Annotated in this window: 9 protein-coding genes and 2 pseudogenes; 5 read left to right on the top strand and 6 right to left on the bottom strand. The window is 39.1% G+C overall.

Annotation, left to right across the window (positions count from 1 at the left end; translation table 11 throughout):
* Window positions 1-76: 76 nt before the first annotated feature.
* Together BZK24_RS03820 and BZK24_RS03815 are read right to left on the bottom strand one after the other, a co-directional pair.
* Entirely contained in the window at window positions 77-952 is an 876-nt protein-coding gene (locus BZK24_RS03820) for a twin-arginine translocation signal domain-containing protein (protein WP_077656620.1), read from the bottom strand.
* Window positions 953-1,096: 144 nt separating this feature from the next.
* The gene (locus BZK24_RS03815; protein WP_077656619.1) at window positions 1,097-2,614 is read right to left on the bottom strand and encodes a catalase; all 1,518 of its coding nucleotides are present in this window, start codon (window positions 2,612-2,614) and stop codon (window positions 1,097-1,099) included.
* Between the two features lie 315 nt (window positions 2,615-2,929).
* Between BZK24_RS03815 and BZK24_RS03810 the strand changes: the two genes are divergently transcribed.
* On the top strand, window positions 2,930-5,305 hold the full coding sequence (locus BZK24_RS03810; protein ID WP_077656618.1) for a TonB-dependent receptor: 2,376 nt from the start codon (window positions 2,930-2,932) through the stop codon (window positions 5,303-5,305).
* Here the strand turns inward: BZK24_RS03810 and ruvC are convergent, their stop codons facing one another.
* Window positions 5,306-5,779, bottom strand: coding sequence for a crossover junction endodeoxyribonuclease RuvC (gene ruvC / locus BZK24_RS03805; RefSeq protein WP_001221173.1), 474 nt, complete (start codon window positions 5,777-5,779; stop codon window positions 5,306-5,308). It abuts the gene before it with no gap.
* Window positions 5,780-5,910: 131 nt separating this feature from the next.
* Between ruvC and BZK24_RS03795 the strand changes: the two genes are divergently transcribed.
* The gene (locus BZK24_RS03795) at window positions 5,911-6,642 is read left to right on the top strand and encodes an NYN domain-containing protein (RefSeq protein WP_000646766.1); all 732 of its coding nucleotides are present in this window, start codon (window positions 5,911-5,913) and stop codon (window positions 6,640-6,642) included.
* A 1,274-nt stretch (window positions 6,643-7,916) separates the two neighbouring features.
* Here the strand turns inward: BZK24_RS03795 and BZK24_RS03775 are convergent.
* The 3 genes and pseudogenes from BZK24_RS03775 to BZK24_RS03765 all read right to left on the bottom strand — a co-directional run.
* Window positions 7,917-8,666 (bottom strand): annotated as a pseudogene (locus tag BZK24_RS03775) (DUF3519 domain-containing protein); the annotation flags it as partial.
* Window positions 8,667-8,735: 69 nt separating this feature from the next.
* Complete coding sequence (ruvA, locus tag BZK24_RS03770; RefSeq protein ID WP_077656616.1) at window positions 8,736-9,287, bottom strand: Holliday junction branch migration protein RuvA; 552 nt, start codon at window positions 9,285-9,287, stop codon at window positions 8,736-8,738.
* A gap of 24 nt (window positions 9,288-9,311) precedes the next feature.
* A complete protein-coding gene (locus tag BZK24_RS03765; RefSeq protein ID WP_077656615.1) occupies window positions 9,312-11,156 on the bottom strand; it encodes a FapA family protein in 1,845 nt (614 codons plus the stop codon).
* A gap of 92 nt (window positions 11,157-11,248) precedes the next feature.
* Here BZK24_RS03765 and murJ point away from each other — a divergent pair, with 92 nt between their 5' ends.
* From murJ to BZK24_RS03750, 3 genes and pseudogenes are all read left to right on the top strand, one after another.
* Window positions 11,249-12,709, top strand: a complete 1,461-nt coding sequence (murJ, locus tag BZK24_RS03760) for a murein biosynthesis integral membrane protein MurJ (RefSeq protein ID WP_077656614.1) — start codon at window positions 11,249-11,251, stop codon at window positions 12,707-12,709.
* A complete protein-coding gene (gene cysS, locus BZK24_RS03755) occupies window positions 12,710-14,107 on the top strand; it encodes a cysteine--tRNA ligase (RefSeq protein WP_077656613.1) in 1,398 nt (465 codons plus the stop codon).
* A gap of 223 nt (window positions 14,108-14,330) precedes the next feature.
* Window positions 14,331-16,988 (top strand): annotated as a pseudogene (locus BZK24_RS03750) (vacuolating cyotoxin family protein); the annotation flags it as partial.
* Window positions 16,989-16,994 lie beyond the last annotated feature (6 nt).

Below are 16,994 nucleotides of genomic sequence, written 5' to 3'. Positions count from 1 at the left end.
TCCTTTAAACCCTTTTTGCAAACTCTCCCTAAAAAGGAAAGCCCGCTATCAAGGAATATTCCTAGATTTCATACCTTTAAACAATCGTATAGGACACTCTTTTTTCAAAAAGTTTGCTCTCGTAATTGCCTAAATCCCTACCATCCACAAGGGCGAAAGCATCGCCAAAAGTCGCCAACAATGCAGTATCTAATTGCATGTCTTTATGGCGGTTCAACGGGATAAAGACTTCCTTGTGATTATTTTGAAAATCAAACGCTAACAAGGAATCTTTCAAATACACTTCCACTCTAGAAGCGTTTTTCACCACGCTGTTTTGAGCCAATTTCAAGCCTTGCACTTCAGCGCTTTTAATCCCGCACGCATGACATAAGGACACAAACATGCTCTCTTGTGAAATGGTTGCAAACCAAGGCAAACTATCTCGTTTAGGTAAATTTTCTTTACCCTCTAGAGCCTTTTGTCTCTTGGGCATCTCATGCTTGATGAACGCATAAAAATTGCGAACGCTTTCTTTAGAGGTTGTTCCCTTGAGCTGGTTGGCAATGTTAGCCACGCTCGCATCGTCTCTTTCATAACGCCCCATTGCTACAAAATCGCTCGTTTCAAACAAACGCTCATTCAATTGATAGCTAGCGATCTCATAAGACAAATGGACTTGCTTTTTTTGAGCGCTTTTTAAAAAATCCACTTGCAAATAAGGCACTCCAAAATTGAGCATGCTTTTATAGCTGGCATGATTGCCTTGTAAATACACATTGCTCGCTACAACACTCGGCATGGGAATGAAAAGTGAAGTGTGTTCTGCAGAATCAAAATCAATGCTGTATTGAGCTTCTATTTTATATTTTGCAGCACTCCCTTTGCTTTCTTCTGCCTGCAAAATCTGTGCTCCTAAAACAGCACCTGTAGCGCCTAAAGCAGTCGTTTTAATAAAATCCCTTCGTTTCATAACTATAACTCTTTATTGTAATTTTTAAATTCGTTGAATGAATGAAAAAGTAGGACACACCACCAAAGGATTGATGAGTATCCAAAAACCTAAATTTTGAAAGACAAAGCGTTCCTAAAAAATAAGAACGCTTAAAGAAAAGAGTTACTTTTTCTTTTTTGTGTGGTGCATGTCTTTTCCATGCATGTCTTTCATCATTTTTTGGTGTTTTTCAAGAGCTTTTTTAACTCCCTCAGCGTATTTGGGGTCAGCTTTCTTGAAATGCTCCAATTGCTTATCCACAATTTCCTTATGGGTAACATGAGCTAAAGACTCTCCAATAGTGTCATGCAACCTTTCTTTTTCATCAGCTGGCAATGAGCGGTAGTAATCACCTGGTTGGGTGTAGTAATCGCTATCCTCAGCTCTGTAATCCCAATTCCACACTTCAAACTCTTTCTCAATATGAGCTAAGTTGAACTTAGGATCTCTCGCGCTCTTATCTTCTTTATAGCCAGGCAATGAGCTAGGCGTATAGTTTTGTAAAGAGCCGTAATACCCATTTTGCATGTAACCATCTCTGCTAGAAGAGTGGAATGGGCATCTTGGTTTATTAACCGGTATCTGAGGATAATTAACCCCTAAGCGGTAGCGGTGTGTGTCTCCATAAGAGAACAAGCGCCCTTGTAACATCCTATCAGGGCTATAGCCAATTCCAGGAACGACATTAGCCGGAGAGAATGCCGCTTGCTCCACTTCTGCGAAATAGTTTTCAGGATTTTTATTCAACTCTACGATGCCCACTTCCATCAACGGATAATCTTGGAGATACCAAATTTTAGTCACATCAAACGGATGGAATCGATACTTTTTAGCATCTTCTTCTGGCATCACTTGAATGCTTAATTTCCATTTTGGGAAATCCTCTCTAGCGATCGCATTGAATAAATCCCTTTGATTGGAATCAGGATCATGCTTTCTGATTTCTGCGGCTTCTTCGTTAGTCAAATGCTTAACGCCTTGCATGGTTTCAAAGTGGAATTTCACCCAAAAGCGTTCGCCTTTAGCGTTGATAAGACTGAAAGTGTGGCTGCCAAAACCATCCATGTGGCGGAAAGATTTAGGGATCCCTCTATCGCTCATAACCCATGTTACTTGGTATAAGCTTTCAGGAACATTACTCCAAAAATCCCATACCATGTCGTGGTTAGGCAAGTTGGTTTGAGGATCTCGTTTTTGAGTGTGGATGAAATCAGGGAATTTGATCGCATCACGGATAAAGAAAACAGGCGTGTTGTTCCCTACTAAATCCCAGTTACCTTCTTCAGTGTAATACTTCATCGCAAAACCTCTAGGGTCTCTTACCGCATCCGCACTGCCTCTTTCACCAGCCACAGTAGAAAATCTGAAAAAGCATTCGGTTTTTTTGCCCACTTTAGAGAAAATTTTCGCTTTAGTGTATTTAGTGATGTCTTTAGTCACGGTGAAAGTGCCATAAGCTCCGCTTCCTTTAGCATGCACCACCCTTTCAGGGATCCTTTCTCTGTCAAACGCCGCTAACTTTTCCAAAAACCAAGTGCTTTGTAATAAAACAGGACCTCTAGGACCAGCCGTAATCACATTGTTGTCATCCCAAACGGGAGCGCCAAAAGCAGTGGTTTGTTTCACATCTTTATTAACCATCTTTTTTCCTTTATTTGATTTTAAATCTTTAGTAATCTAGCACTAAGCCAATTACTTTTAGGGATTATTACATAATTTGTTATATAAAGACTAACAAGATTCAATTTCCTTAAAAAATCCTTTTTTTTAAGAATAAAAAACCCCTTAAGTATTTCTATTTGTAACAATTAATGAAAATAAGAAAGATTAAAAACAAAATTTTATTTTTAATCTAGTTTTAATAATAATTATCATACTATTCTATCTCAATGCATTGACGGATTTTTTTTAATTTTGTATTTTTTTTTGAATTTTTAAATTAAGGAGAGTTGTTTGATGTTTTTAAGATCATACCCAAAGCTTAGATACGCTTTATGTTTCCCCCTACTCGCTGATACTTGCTATAGCGAGGAGCGCACTTTAAATAAGGTTACCACCCAAGCTAAAAGGATTTTCACTTACAACAATGAGTTTAAAGTAACTTCTAAAGAATTGGATCAACGCCAAAGCAATGAAGTCAAGGACTTGTTTAGGACTAACCCTGATGTGAATGTGGGCGGAGGGAGCGTGATGGGGCAGAAAATCTATGTGAGAGGCATTGAAGACAGGCTTTTAAGGGTTACGGTGGATGGGGCTGCGCAAAATGGCAATATCTACCACCACCAAGGCAACACCGTGATTGACCCTGGCATGCTCAAAAGCGTGGAAGTTACCAAAGGATCAGCGAATGCGAGCGCAGGGCCAGGAGCGATCGCAGGAGTGATTAAAATGGAGACTAAAGGAGCGGCTGATTTTATCCCTAGGGGGAAAAATTATGCAGCCAGTGGGGCGGTGAGTTTTTATACTAATTTTGGCGATCGAGAGACTTTTAGATCGGCTTATCAAAACGCGCATTTTGATATTATCGCTTACTACACACACCAAAACATCTTCTATTATAGAAGCGGCGCTACAGCGATGAAAAACCTTTTCAATCCCACACAAGCCGATAAAGAGCCAGGAACTCCTAGCGAGCAAAACAACGCTTTAGTTAAAATGAATGGTTATTTGAGCGATAGAGACACGCTCACTTTCAGCTGGAACATGACACGAGATAACGCTACACGCCCTTTAAGGAGTAACGCTATAGGGTTAGCCTATCCTTGTGAAGCCCCTTTCAGCCCTGATAGTTCTCAAGGGTGTCCTAATGTGTTAGATAGTTTCACAAGGTATTTGTATCACTCCATTAATAGCGCTAACAATCTTTCATTACAATACAAAAGGGAAGCGGGAAATTCTTTTGGCGACCCACGATTAGATTTTACCCTTTATACAAGCATCAGGAACGCTCAATTTGATCCTTTATTTGATCCTAATGGCGTTTATGCCAAATTCCCCACTTCTTTAGCGAGCGCATGGGAAAGAGAAAATTACCCATGCGTTGAAGGCGGGTATTGCACCCCAAGCTTTTCTGATGTGGATAAACCAAGCTCACAACCTAGAAATCTGTTTTTAAACAACACCGGCTTAAACCTAAAAGTCGCTCATGTGATTGATGAAGCCACAGACAGCCTTTTTGAATACGGATTCAACTACCAAAATTTAAGCGTTTTTGACGCTCGTATCCCCAAATCAGAATTATACAGGCCTAATCAAGTCTATACTGACGATAAAGGGCAAAAACAAATCGCTTGCGCTCTTGTGGATAATAACCCCAATGACCCTACTTTATGCCAAAGAGGGAAAGCCAATGGGAATATTTATGGAGGCTATGTGCAAGCGAATTACTCGCCCCATAAAATCATCACTTTTGGAGCCGGGGTTAGGTGGGACGCATACACGCTTTATGATAAGGATTGGAACCACCGCTACACTCAAGGCTTTAGCCCTAGCGCGGCTCTTGTGCTAAGCCCCATTGAGCCTTTATCTTTAAAAATCACTTATTCTCAAGTTACAAGGGGGGTGATGCCAGGAGATGGCGTGTATATGCGCCAAAACGATTTGCGATACGCCAAAAATATCAAGCCTGAAGTGGGCTCTAACGCTGAATTTAATATTGATTATTCAAGCCAGTATTTTAGCGGGAGGGCTGCGGCGTTTTATCAAGCTTTGGATAATTTCATCTCACAATACGCGCAAAATTTGGTTGTAACCAATTTGAGTCAAGCGATTAGGATTTATGGCTATGAAGTAGGTGGGACTTTCAAATACAAGGGCGTGAGTTTGAATGTAGGGGTCTCGCGCACCTGGCCCACCACTAGGGGGTATTTAATGGCGGATAGCTACGAGCTTGCCGCAAGCACCGGTAATGTTTTTATCATCAAATTGGATTACACCATTCCCAAAACAGGGATCAATCTCGCTTGGCTTAGCCGCTTTGTTACCGGTTTAGATTATTGCGGGTTTGATATTTACTTGCCTGATTACGGGACGGCTGAGAAACCCAAAACCCCTACCGATTTAGCCAAATGCGGATCCCAATTAGGGTTAGTGCATATGCATAAACCGGGCTATGGCGTGAGTAATTTTTATATCAATTGGAGCCCTAAAACCAAAAGCCGCTGGAAAGGTTTGTTGCTTTCTGCTGTGTTTAATAATGTTTTCAACAAATTCTATGTGGATCAAACAAGCCCTTATATCATGAGCCCGGATATGCCAAGCACTGACGCTATTAAAAGAGCGATCGCCGAGCCTGGGTTTAATGCGCGTTTTGAAGTGGCTTACAAATGGTAGTTAATGGAGCTTTAAGCGTTGCGCATGCGTGATAGCAACGGCTATCGCATCGCTAATATCCAAAGGCTTGATTTCGCTTGTGATGTTAAGCAAGCGTTTGACCATAAAGGCCACTTGCTCTTTAGCGGCTTTCCCGTTACCGGTTAGGGCTTTTTTGACTTGTAGGGGCGTGTATTCGCTGAAATTACCAATCCTTTCTAAAATCTTTAAGGACAACGCCCCCCTGAATTGCGCGAGCTTGATCACGCTTTTAGGGTTATACGCAAAGAAAATATCTTCAATCGCCACTTCATTAACTTCGTAACGATCCAATAAGCAATCTAAGGCTTCTATCAAGTCTAAAATCTGTTCTTGCAAGCGTGTCGTGGTGATATTGATGAACCCGGCCGTGATTAAAGAAAGCTTGTTAGAAGTGTGAGAAATGATAGCATACCCGCATTTCCTACTGCCTGGGTCTATTCCTAAAATACGCATCAATCATTCCTATTATTTAATTGCAAGGTTTAAAAAACGCTATTATTATATCCATGTTTCTTGTTAGCGCAAAATACAAGATTGCATTAAGAACTTTTAAAAAATTTAGCATATAAATAAGGGAGCAATAAATGAAAGCAAACACAATCATATTAGTGGATTGGGAGAATTTCAGGCGCGATATTAAACAAACAAAATGCGTTAATTACAATATCGCTTTAGATGTGATCGTTACTATTAGGGCTTTTTTACTGGATGATGAATGGATCAGTCGCATTTACTTTTATACCACCCCACCCTTTGATTTTGAACATGCGTTATGGGATAAGAGGAACGACACCCTCCAAAATGAAAAAAATCCGGGAACAGAAATGAAAATCTTCACCAGCAACGACATTGAAGAAATCTTACAAAGCAGTGAAGCGACTAAGTGGGAGAAGATTTATAGCGATGTGGAAAATTTCCAACACGATCTGGCTTCATTGGATCAAGTGGAATTGAGGTTAGGGAGAACTAAGTTAAACGCAATAAGAGTGGAGTTTGATGGGAGTTATAGGGCGTTATTAGAACAAAAGCAGGTGGATATGCTCATGGGTCTTGACATTCAAAGAATAGCCTTTAAAAAAATAGCTGATAGGATTTTGATATTTTCAAAAGATACGGATCTAATCCCCGCGCTCAAATTAGCCAGAGATGAGGGGTTAAGGGTGGATATTGCCGATTTGTCTAACAGATTGTCTCTTCTTAGCCAGGATTTAAAATACAATTCGGATAAAGTGAGGAAATTGAGCAGTAACGAAGTCAAAGACAAGCTGTTTTCCATCAGAGAAAATCTCACTAAAACCAACTGGGCTTTAAACTAAACCATAAAAAGGGTTATTTCATTTTTATAGAGTTTAAAAAATCATTTTTTAAAAACTCAATTATTGGCGTTTGATTAGAACAAAGCCAGAATTTTTAAAGGGGTTTTTAGGCTTATTTTTCTCATACTGACTGGGTAAGCTTGGGTAGTTTATTGCCTTGCTTATTCTTTTGTGGTAGGATTAGGGTTATTAGAGTTTAAAGAAGAAGCTAAACGCTCTCCATCTTTTGTAATTAAGCTAGGGTCTATAAACTTAGCTTGCTCTCTAAGATTTCCTGCTTTCTTTTCAAACCCTATAATAACCCACTCACTCTTTAATGATTCGCCTTATCCATTATCATTCTCGCTTCTCCTATGATTTGATTGTAGCTATACTCTTCGTTAGTTTTCATTTCCTGACTTCCTTGACTTTTTCAAGTTTTTGTTTTATAGTTTCAATGCAAGCCCACTCCATCGGCTTATTCTTTAAGCGTTCTTGCCTGCGGAATGAAAGAGTGGATAATGTCCGCCTTGTCAATCTCTGCTTTAATATTGTTTTTTGTTTTTCATTCATTCTCCTTGCGTTATCCTTGAAAAGATTTAGGTCGTTATTTGACTTTGTTGGGGTTTTTATGGTAGCATCCTTATAGACATCGCTATAGGAACTCGACCTATGGTTGCCCCTTAGAGGGTTTGGTGTCTTGCATTAAAGCTTTGATTGATGCATCATTTTTAAGATTGATTCATTTTTTACCCCTTGACTTGTTAAAGTTTTTTAAGTATTGTTCTTTTTAGCACCACCATGGGGGAACTCGACCTATGGCTGAACCTTTACTTTAGCATTGAGTCCGGTGCTTGAAAACTTCTTATAAGCGTTGTTATTCTTATAATCTCCGTTACTCTTGAACATCGTTTTTAAAACTAATTCACTCTTTCTATTATTTATTTAATATTTTTGTGCTAATATTGTCAAGGCATGGGTTGGAGAATAACTTTCTAACCCATACTAAAAACACTTTGAGTGTGCCAATAGACCCTGACACATAAGACGCAAGGGCTTGTGTATGGTCAAGGTGAGGCTTTTTAATGCTTTTCATTCCTTACTCCTTGTGTTTAATTTTTTATGTTAAAGTTTCAAAACGCATTAGCTTTATCAAATATGTCTAGCACTCAGCTCATAACTGATGTTTAATTGCTATTCTGAGATTTTGCTAATATTTTTCTATGGGCTACACTATCCTTATAATTTCATTTTATGCTTCGTTTTATGCATTTTTTGCATTGTTTTTAGCGTTAACTCAGTTTTTCGGCGTTAGCTTGCTCTAATGGGCTTAAATTTTTAACTTCTTGGGTGGTTTGGTTATTTAATTCTGTATTTTTTAATAAATCCTCTTGACTATTTAGCGGTTTTTGAGTAGGATTATTTTCATAGGGATGGTTTCCAGAGTGTAGACTGGCATCCCTGAAATCTGTAAAATTCCTATCGCTATAAAAATCAAAAGTCTTATTCCCATTATTTAAATCATCTACTACTAACCTAAGCTTAACGCCGTTATTCTCCCATTCGTAAGCGTATCTAAATCCGTTTTTAAGCCTTTCAAAACTCTCTAATAGCACGCTTCCGTTTTTGATCACTTCGCTAATGTTAATTAATTCTTCATTAGTTATCCCGCCGGTATTCTCTTCTCCATAATGTTTAATGAGTATCTTTTTAGCGCCTGCATGCCTTGTGCCTTGTTCTAAAATGTAAAGGTCGTTTAAATCTATTTCTTTAATTTCTGTTTGATCTAATTCGCCCTTAAAAACCTTTAAAACCTGTTGCTGTTCTTTAGTCAGCTTGCTTTCATCAATCTTTTGCAATTCTTGCAAGGCTTTTTCGTATTTAGTAGCCTTTTCTTTGATTTCTTCGCTCGCTTGTTTGATCCCGTTAGTAAGCTCTTCAATGATTTTAAGCGTGTTGTTGCTAAAGTGTGATTTTTGCGCGCTTAGTTCTAAATTCTTACTAAATTCGCTTATAGAGTGGCTTCTCTCTAACGCTCTTTTAATGTGATACTTTAAAGCCGCTCCTGCGGTGGCTTCGTTTAAAAGCGTAGCCGCTAAACCAAAAACCTTTTTTTAAGAGCGCAGTTGTTGTAGGGCTTCTTTAATCGCTGCTTCTATGCTGAGATTGGGTTTTAGGGTTTTTAAGACTTGGTTGATTTCAGTGCTTTTAAAGCCCAAACTCTCTAGGGCTAAAAAAACCTCATTGCGTGCGGGTCTGTTTTCATCTTGAATGAAAAAGCCAATCAAATCCACCATGATCTTATCAGCGAGCTTTTTCCCTATACCTGGGACTTGCTGGAGTCTTTTGACTTCTTTGGTGGCGATAATGTTTTCAAATTCATTCGGCGAAAAGCTTGAAAGAATGGCTAAAGCGATACGCCCCCCTACCCCATTGATTTTCAAAAGCCTTTCAAAAAGGATTTTTTCGCCCTCTTCTAAAAACCCATATAAAAGATGTGCATCTTCTTTAATCACTTGTAAGATCTTCAAACGCACTTTTTGGCCCGCTTGAAGCAAAGCAGCCGTTCGCATAGAAACTTGCACCCCATAAACAACCCCTTGCACTTCTATATGCACTTCTAAAGCGGAGATTTTTTCCACAACCCCTATCAAACCCACTATCATTTTATCCCTTTTTTATTTCTTGCTCTAGCCTTTTATAGCGCTTTTAGGGATTTTTTTGATTTTATGATCTTCATAGATCACGTTCACGCTTTCATTATGGCTTAACATGGCGCTCAAGTTGCTCACTTTAGGGTAATTGCGATGATAAATCACGATATTTTCTTGCTTGAAAGGGTTTTTAGTCATAATGCTTGCATGCTGGAAGCTGTTTTCTATGCTGATGAGTTTAGCGTAGCATTCGTTATTGATTTTTTGCAATTCTAACATTTGAGCTTTTAGGATTTTCAAACGCTTCAAAGCAAACATAAACTCACTATAAGCGTCTTTCACGCTTTCTTGTTGCATTAAAGATCGTTTGATTTCTTCAGTGGCGTTTTTAAGCTTTTCCATGATGGCTTGATGGTTTTTGACTAAATGGTTTAAGGACTGGTGCTGAGCGATGATTTTTTTGGATTTTAACCCTAACGCATTGAGTTTTTGTTTAGCAATCTTCAATTCTTCTTGGTTTTCTCGCCCCCCAAAAGCATAAAAAATAAAGCGGTTGCCATTGCCATCCACCTCATCAATCCAACATTGCTTGGAAAAATACAGCTTGTTGTCGCTTTTGAGCTTTTCTAAAGCGATTTCTTTCGCATAGACCACGCTCCCAGCGCTCGCTTCCACTTTAACGCTATTGGCATACACTTTAGCACGCTCTAAATACTTGCACTCAAACTCTTTAGCGTAGCACACGCCCTTATGGTTAGTGATACGCGCTTTATTGGCATAGACATAGCTTTCAGGGTGGATTTGCCCCTCTATAGTGATTTCTTTAGCCACTAAGATCACATTCTTGCCCACATTGCCCCTAATGTTAATTACGCTCGCTTCTAAAATGAGGTTAGAATCAATCGCATCGCTCAATTCGTCTTTAGCTTGGATCTCTAAAACTAACCCGCTCTCCACTCCCCCTAAAAGATTAGGCACTTCAATGGATTTGATCCCGTTTTTAAAGATAAAATTTTGCTTAGAAACCAAACGCCCCTTTTCCATTTTAACCCCTTGTAAGGCTTTGGAATAATACAATAAGGCGTTATTTTCTTCTCTCTCTTCAAAAGCGTTTTTGTCATGCCCTATAGGGGTGGGCGAATGAGCGACTTTAGGCAATTCAATATAAAGACCTTTAAGGTTACGGCCGTCTCTTCCTTGTTTGGGGTAACTCACGCAAGCGACTTTTTGATTTTCTTTAGCGATATAGTAATTTTCTTTAACAAAAGATTCTTCTTGATCGCTTAAGGGAATGGTATGCGTTGGAAGGTATTCTTCTTCTAATAAAAAATGGGATTGCTCTTCTGTATTAGGGATAAAGGTTGAAGAAGCGTATAAAATAAAGCGCTTGTTTTGGGCTTCTTTTTGATATTTTCTTAACTCTGTTTTTAAATTTTCATACATTTGTGAAAAATGCCTAAACACCACGCCTTGAAAGGCTAAACACTCTTTAATATATGCAAACATTTCTTGGTAATGCTCTTCAGTGTCTAGGACAATAAAACACTCGTCTAAAATAATTTCTATTGCACTCAAATTTTCATCCACTTTTACTTCAAAAAAGCGTTTATAAGCGTTTGATTTGATTTTAATGTCGTGGGTTTGATAAAGGGTTAGCTCTTTTTTTTCATAGTATTCATCTTCTTCTAATTGTTGCAATTCCCCACCAAAAGCCTCGCTAAAATCGTCTTTAGCACTGTTTTTGATAAAAATAGAAGTTTTTAAAATCTCAAACCATAGATCTTCTGTTTGTAATTTATTTTCAGCGGCCGCTTTTTTTAATTCTTTTTGAATGTCTTTGCACCGCTCAACTTTTATAGGGGCAAAACGCTCCAAGCTCATTTTTTAATCCTTAAATGGTATAATATAAGAATTTGAAAAAAGAAATATGCTAACAAAAAAACACTGAAAATTAGGTAATAAATACAACTAGTATGCTAAAAAAAATATTTTTAACCAACAGCTTAGGGATTTTATGCTCTAGGATTTTTGGCTTTTTGCGGGATTTGATGATGGCCAATATTCTAGGGGCTGGGGTGTATAGCGATATTTTCTTTGTGGCTTTCAAATTGCCTAATCTATTCAGGCGTATTTTTGCGGAGGGCTCTTTTTCCCAAAGCTTTTTACCAAGCTTCATACGAAGTTCCATTAAAGGGAGCTTTGCGGGTTTGGTGGGGCTTATTTTTTGTATCGTTTTATTGATATGGTGCTTATTAGTAGCGCTCAATCCCTTATGGCTAACCAAACTCCTAGCTTACGGCTTTGATGAAGAGACGCTCAAATTATGCGCCCCTATTGTAGCGATCAATTTTTGGTATCTTTTATTAGTGTTTATCACCACTTTTTTAGGCGCGCTTCTACAATACAAACACAGCTTTTTTGCCAGCGCTTATAGCGCAAGCTTGCTCAATTTATGCATGATTTCAGCCCTTTTCATTTCTAAAGAAAAAACGCATTTAGAAGCGTTGTATTATTTGAGCTACGGCGTGCTTTTAGGGGGCGTGGCTCAAATTTTATTACACTTTTACCCTTTAGTGAAATTGGGCTTATTGAATTTATTATTTAAAGGATTTTTGAGCTTTAAGACCAAAAACGCCGCCAAAAAAAAATACCGCTCTAAAAGGGCTAAAAAGGACCTAAAAGCGTTTTTCAAGCAATTCCTCCCCAGCGTTTTAGGCAATTCTAGCGCTCAGATCGCTTCTTTTTTAGACACCACGATCGCCTCTTTTTTAGCGAGCGGGAGCGTGTCTTATTTGTATTACGCTAACAGAGTCTTCCAGCTCCCTTTAGCGTTATTTGCTATCGCTATCTCCACAGCCCTTTTCCCTAGCATTACGATCGCACTTAAAAACAATCAGCAGGATTTAGTCTTACAACGCTTGCAAAAGGCGTGGTTTTTCTTGGTGGGCGTTTTGCTCTTTTGCAGCATTGGGGGGATCATGCTAAGTCAAGAAATCACCGAGCTTTTATTTGAAAGGGGGCAGTTTAGCCCTAAAGACACCTTAATCACTTCGCAAGTCTTTTCGCTCTATCTTTTAGGCTTGCTCCCTTTTGGGCTAACTAAACTCTTTTCTTTGTGGCTTTATGCGAAATTAGAACAAAAAAAAGCGGCTAAAATCTCTTTAATTTCGCTTTTTTTAGGTTTAGCGGCTTCTTTGAGTTTAATGCCTTTATTGGGGGTTTTAGGTTTAGCGTTAGCGAATAGTTTGAGCGGGTTATTTTTATTTGTTTTAACGATAAAAGCGTTTGGCTTTCAATTATTCTTGGGTATAATCAAGAATTTAAAATCATGGCTTGTAATCCTTTTCCTCGCTTGCGTGGAAATCTTATTACTCTTAGCGTTCAAATCGTGGGTTACACATTTATATTTATTTTATTATTTTCAAGGTTTTTAAATGTTTATTTATGATACCAAATTAAAACAAAAAGTCCCTTTTGAGCCTTTAGTTGAAAAAAAGGCGAATATTTATGTGTGCGGGCCTACGGTGTATGATGACGCTCATTTAGGGCATGCCAGGAGCGCGATTGCTTTTGATTTGTTAAGGCGCACGCTTGAGTTGAGCGGCTATGAAGTGATGCTAGTAAGGAATTTCACGGATATTGATGATAAAATCATCAACAAAGCCCTAAAAGAAAACAAAAGCATTCAAGAATTAAGCAGCATTTATATTGAATCTTACACAAGGGATTTAAACGCTTTGAACGTGAAACAACCCAGCCTAGAGCCTAAAGCGAGCGAGTATTTAGACGCTATGGTGCGCATGATTGAAACGCTTTTAGAAAAAAATTTCGCTTATAGAGTCTCTAATGGGGATATTTATTTAGACACGAGCAAGGACAAAGATTACGGCTCTTTGAGCGTGCATAATAGCAGTGTGGAATTTAGCCGTATTGGTTTGGTGCAAGAAAAACGGCTTGAGCAGGATTTTGTGTTGTGGAAAAGCTATAAGGGGGATAATGATGTGGGTTTTGATAGCCCTTTAGGCAAAGGGCGCCCTGGCTGGCATATAGAATGCTCTAGCATGGTTTTTGAAACTTTAGCGCTCGCTAACACCCCTTATCAAATTGATATTCATGCAGGCGGAGCGGATTTGTTATTCCCCCACCATGAAAATGAAGCGTGTCAAACCCGTTGCGCCTTTGGCGTGGAGCTTGCTAAATACTGGATGCATAATGGCTTTGTGAATATCAATAACGAAAAAATGTCTAAAAGTTTGGGGAATAGCTTTTTTATTAAAGACGCTCTCAAAAACTATGATGGCGAAATTTTACGCAATTACTTGCTAGGGGTGCATTATCGCTCTGTTTTGAATTTCAATGAAGAAGACTTGTTAGTGAGTAAAAAACGCTTGGATAAAATCTATCGTTTAAAACAGCGCGTTTTAGGGACTCTTGGAGGAATAAATCCAAATTTTAAAAAAGAAATTTTAGAATGCATGCAAGATGATTTAAACGTTTCTAAAGCGTTGAGCGTTTTAGAAAGCATGCTTTCTTCTACGAATGAAAAACTGGATCAAAACCCTAAAAACAAGGCTTTGAAGGGCGAAATTTTAGCGAATTTGAAATTCATAGAAGAACTGCTTGGCATCGGGTTTAAAGACCCTAGCGCGTATTTCCAGTTAGGCGTGAGCGAGAGCGAAAAACAAGAAATTGAAAAAAAGATAGAAGAAAGAAAACGCGCCAAAGAGCAAAAAGATTTTTTAAAAGCCGATAGGATCAGAGAAGAGCTTTTAAACCACAAAATCGCTTTGATGGACACCCCACAAGGCACGATTTGGGAGAAGTTTTTTTAAACGCCTCCCATTTTACCTTTTTACACATTCTAACCACAAATTCTAGCAATATTGCTTTTTAATCTTGTTGAGTTTTATGTTTATTTACTTTAATTTGATAAAAGTTTAATATCGGTTGTAGATACTGCATATTTATAACCTTAATCGTAAATGCAACAGAAATTTTCTAGTCTAAAGTCGCACCCTTTGTGCAAAAATCGTTTTACAAAAAGAAAGGAAGAAAATGGAAATACAACAAACACACCGCAAAATGAATCGCCCTTTAGTTTCTCTCGTTTTAGCAGGAGCGTTGATTAGCGCCATACCGCAACAAAGTCATGCCGCCTTTTTCACAACCGTGATCATTCTAGCCATTGTTGGAGGTATCGCTACAGGCACCGCTGCAGGAACGGTCTCAGGGCTTCTTGGCTGGGGGCTAAAACAAGCTGAAGAAGCGAATAAAACCCCAGATAAACCCGATAAAGTTTGGCGCATTCAAGCAGGAAAAGGCTTTAATGAATTCCCCAACAAGGAATACGACTTATACAGATCCCTTTTATCCAGTAAGATTGATGGAGGTTGGGATTGGGGGAATGCCGCTAGGCATTATTGGGTCAAAGGCGGGCAGCAGAACAAGCTTGAAGTGGATATGAAAGACGCTGTAGGGACTTATAAACTATCAGGTCTTAGAAACTTTACTGGTGGGGATTTAGACGTGAATATGCAAAAAGCCACTTTACGCTTGGGCCAATTCAATGGCAATTCTTTCACAAGCTATAAGGATAGCGCCGATCGCACCACGAGAGTGAATTTCAACGCTAAAAATATTTCAATTGATAATTTTGTAGAAATCAACAATCGTGTGGGTTCTGGAGCCGGGAGGAAAGCCAGCTCTACGGTTTTGACTTTGCAAGCTTCAGAAGGGATCACTAGCAGTAAAAATGCGGAAATTTCTCTTTATGATGGCGCCACGCTTAATTTGGCTTCAAACAGCGTTAAATTAATGGGTAATGTGTGGATGGGCCGTTTGCAATACGTGGGAGCGTATTTAGCCCCTTCATACAGCACGATAAACACTTCAAAAGTGACAGGGGAAGTGGATTTTAACCATCTCACTGTGGGCGATAAAAACGCCGCTCAAGCAGGCATTATCGCTAGTAACAAGACTCATATTGGCACACTGGATTTGTGGCAAAGCGCGGGGCTAAACATTATCGCCCCTCCAGAAGGCGGTTATAAGGATAAACCTAAGGATAAACCTAGTAACACCACGCAAAATAATGCTAACAACAACCAACAAAACAGCACTCAAAACAATAGTAACACTCAGGTCATTAACCCACCCAATAGCGCGCAAAAAACAGAAATCCAACCCACGCAAGTCATTGATGGGCCTTTTGCTGGTGGCAAAGACACGGTTGTCAATATTGATCGCATCAACACTAACGCTGATGGCACGATTAGAGTGGGAGGGTTTAAAGCTTCTCTTACCACCAATGCGGCTCATTTGCATATCGGCAAAGGCGGTGTCAATCTGTCCAATCAAGCGAGTGGGCGCTCTCTTTTAGTGGAAAATCTAACTGGGAATATCACCGTTGATGGGCCTTTAAGAGTGAATAATCAAGTGGGCGGTGCTGCTTTGGCAGGATCAAGCGCGAATTTTGAATTTAAGGCTGGTGTGGATACTAAAAACGGCACAGCCACTTTTAATAACGATATTAGTTTGGGAAGATTTGTGAATTTAAAGGTGGATGCTCATACAGCTAATTTTAAAGGTATTGATACGGGTAATGGTGGTTTCAACACCTTAGATTTTAGTGGTGTTACAGGTAAGGTCAATATCAACAAGCTCATTACAGCTTCCACTAATGTGGCCGTTAAAAACTTCAACATTAATGAATTGATTGTTAAAACCAATGGGGTGAGTGTGGGGGAATACACTTATTTTAGCGAAGATATAGGCAGTCAATCGCGCATCAACACCGTTCGTTTGGAAACTGGCACTAGGTCAATCTATTCTGGCGGTGTTAAATTTAAAGGCGGTGAAAAACTGGTTATCAATGATTTTTACTACGCCCCTTGGAATTATTTTGACGCTAGAAATATTAAAAATGTTGAAATCACCAATAAACTTGCTTTTGGACCTCAAGGAAGCCCTTGGGGCACATCAAAGCTCATGTTCAATAATCTAACCCTAGGTCAAAATGCGGTCATGGACTATAGCCAATTTTCAAATTTAACCATTCAAGGGGATTTTGTCAACAATCAAGGCACTATCAACTATCTGGTCCGAGGTGGGCAAGTGGCAACCTTAAATGTAGGCAATGCAGCAGCTATGATGTTTAATAATGATATAGACAGCGCGACCGGATTTTACAAACCGCTCATCAAGATTAACAGCGCTCAAGATCTCATTAAAAATACAGAGCATGTGTTAGTGAAAGCGAAAATCATTGGTTATGGTAATGTTTCTACAGGTACCAATGGCATTAGTAATGTTAATCTAGAAGAGCAATTCAAAGAGCGCCTAGCCCTTTATAACAACAATAACCGCATGGATACTTGTGTGGTGCGAAATACTGATGACATTAAAGCATGCGGTATGGCTATCGGCAATCAAAGCATGGTGAACAACCCTGACAATTACAAGTATCTTATCGGTAAGGCATGGAAAAATATAGGCATCAGTAAAACGGCTAATGGCTCTAAAATTTCGGTGTATTATTTAGGCAATTCTACGCCTACTGAGAAAGGTGGCAATACCACCAACTTACCTACAAACACCACTAGCAATGTGCGTTCTGCCAACAACGCCCTTGCGCAAAACGCTCCTTTCGCTCACAGCGCCACTCCTAATTTAGTCGCTATCAATCAGCATGATTTTGGCACCATTGAGAGCATCTAACTA

Source organism: Helicobacter pylori (assembly GCF_001998165.1).
Classification (GTDB): Bacteria; Campylobacterota; Campylobacteria; order Campylobacterales; family Helicobacteraceae; genus Helicobacter; species Helicobacter pylori_DL.
The sequence above is the reverse complement of the archived record's forward strand: the minus strand, read 5'-3'. Positions and strand labels throughout refer to the sequence as shown.

What these genes read in the sequence shown, in the direction of transcription:
- BZK24_RS03820 (WP_077656620.1), bottom strand. Translation starts at nt 952, where the DNA reads ATGAAACGAAGGGATTTTATTAAAACGACTGCTTTAGGCGCTACAGGT.
- BZK24_RS03815 (WP_077656619.1), bottom strand. Translation starts at nt 2,614, where the DNA reads ATGGTTAATAAAGATGTGAAACAAACCACTGCTTTTGGCGCTCCCGTT.
- BZK24_RS03810 (WP_077656618.1), top strand. Translation starts at nt 2,930, where the DNA reads ATGTTTTTAAGATCATACCCAAAGCTTAGATACGCTTTATGTTTCCCC.
- ruvC (WP_001221173.1), bottom strand. Translation starts at nt 5,779, where the DNA reads ATGCGTATTTTAGGAATAGACCCAGGCAGTAGGAAATGCGGGTATGCT.
- BZK24_RS03795 (WP_000646766.1), top strand. Translation starts at nt 5,911, where the DNA reads ATGAAAGCAAACACAATCATATTAGTGGATTGGGAGAATTTCAGGCGC.
- ruvA (WP_077656616.1), bottom strand. Translation starts at nt 9,287, where the DNA reads ATGATAGTGGGTTTGATAGGGGTTGTGGAAAAAATCTCCGCTTTAGAA.
- BZK24_RS03765 (WP_077656615.1), bottom strand. Translation starts at nt 11,156, where the DNA reads ATGAGCTTGGAGCGTTTTGCCCCTATAAAAGTTGAGCGGTGCAAAGAC.
- murJ (WP_077656614.1), top strand. Translation starts at nt 11,249, where the DNA reads ATGCTAAAAAAAATATTTTTAACCAACAGCTTAGGGATTTTATGCTCT.
- cysS (WP_077656613.1), top strand. Translation starts at nt 12,710, where the DNA reads ATGTTTATTTATGATACCAAATTAAAACAAAAAGTCCCTTTTGAGCCT.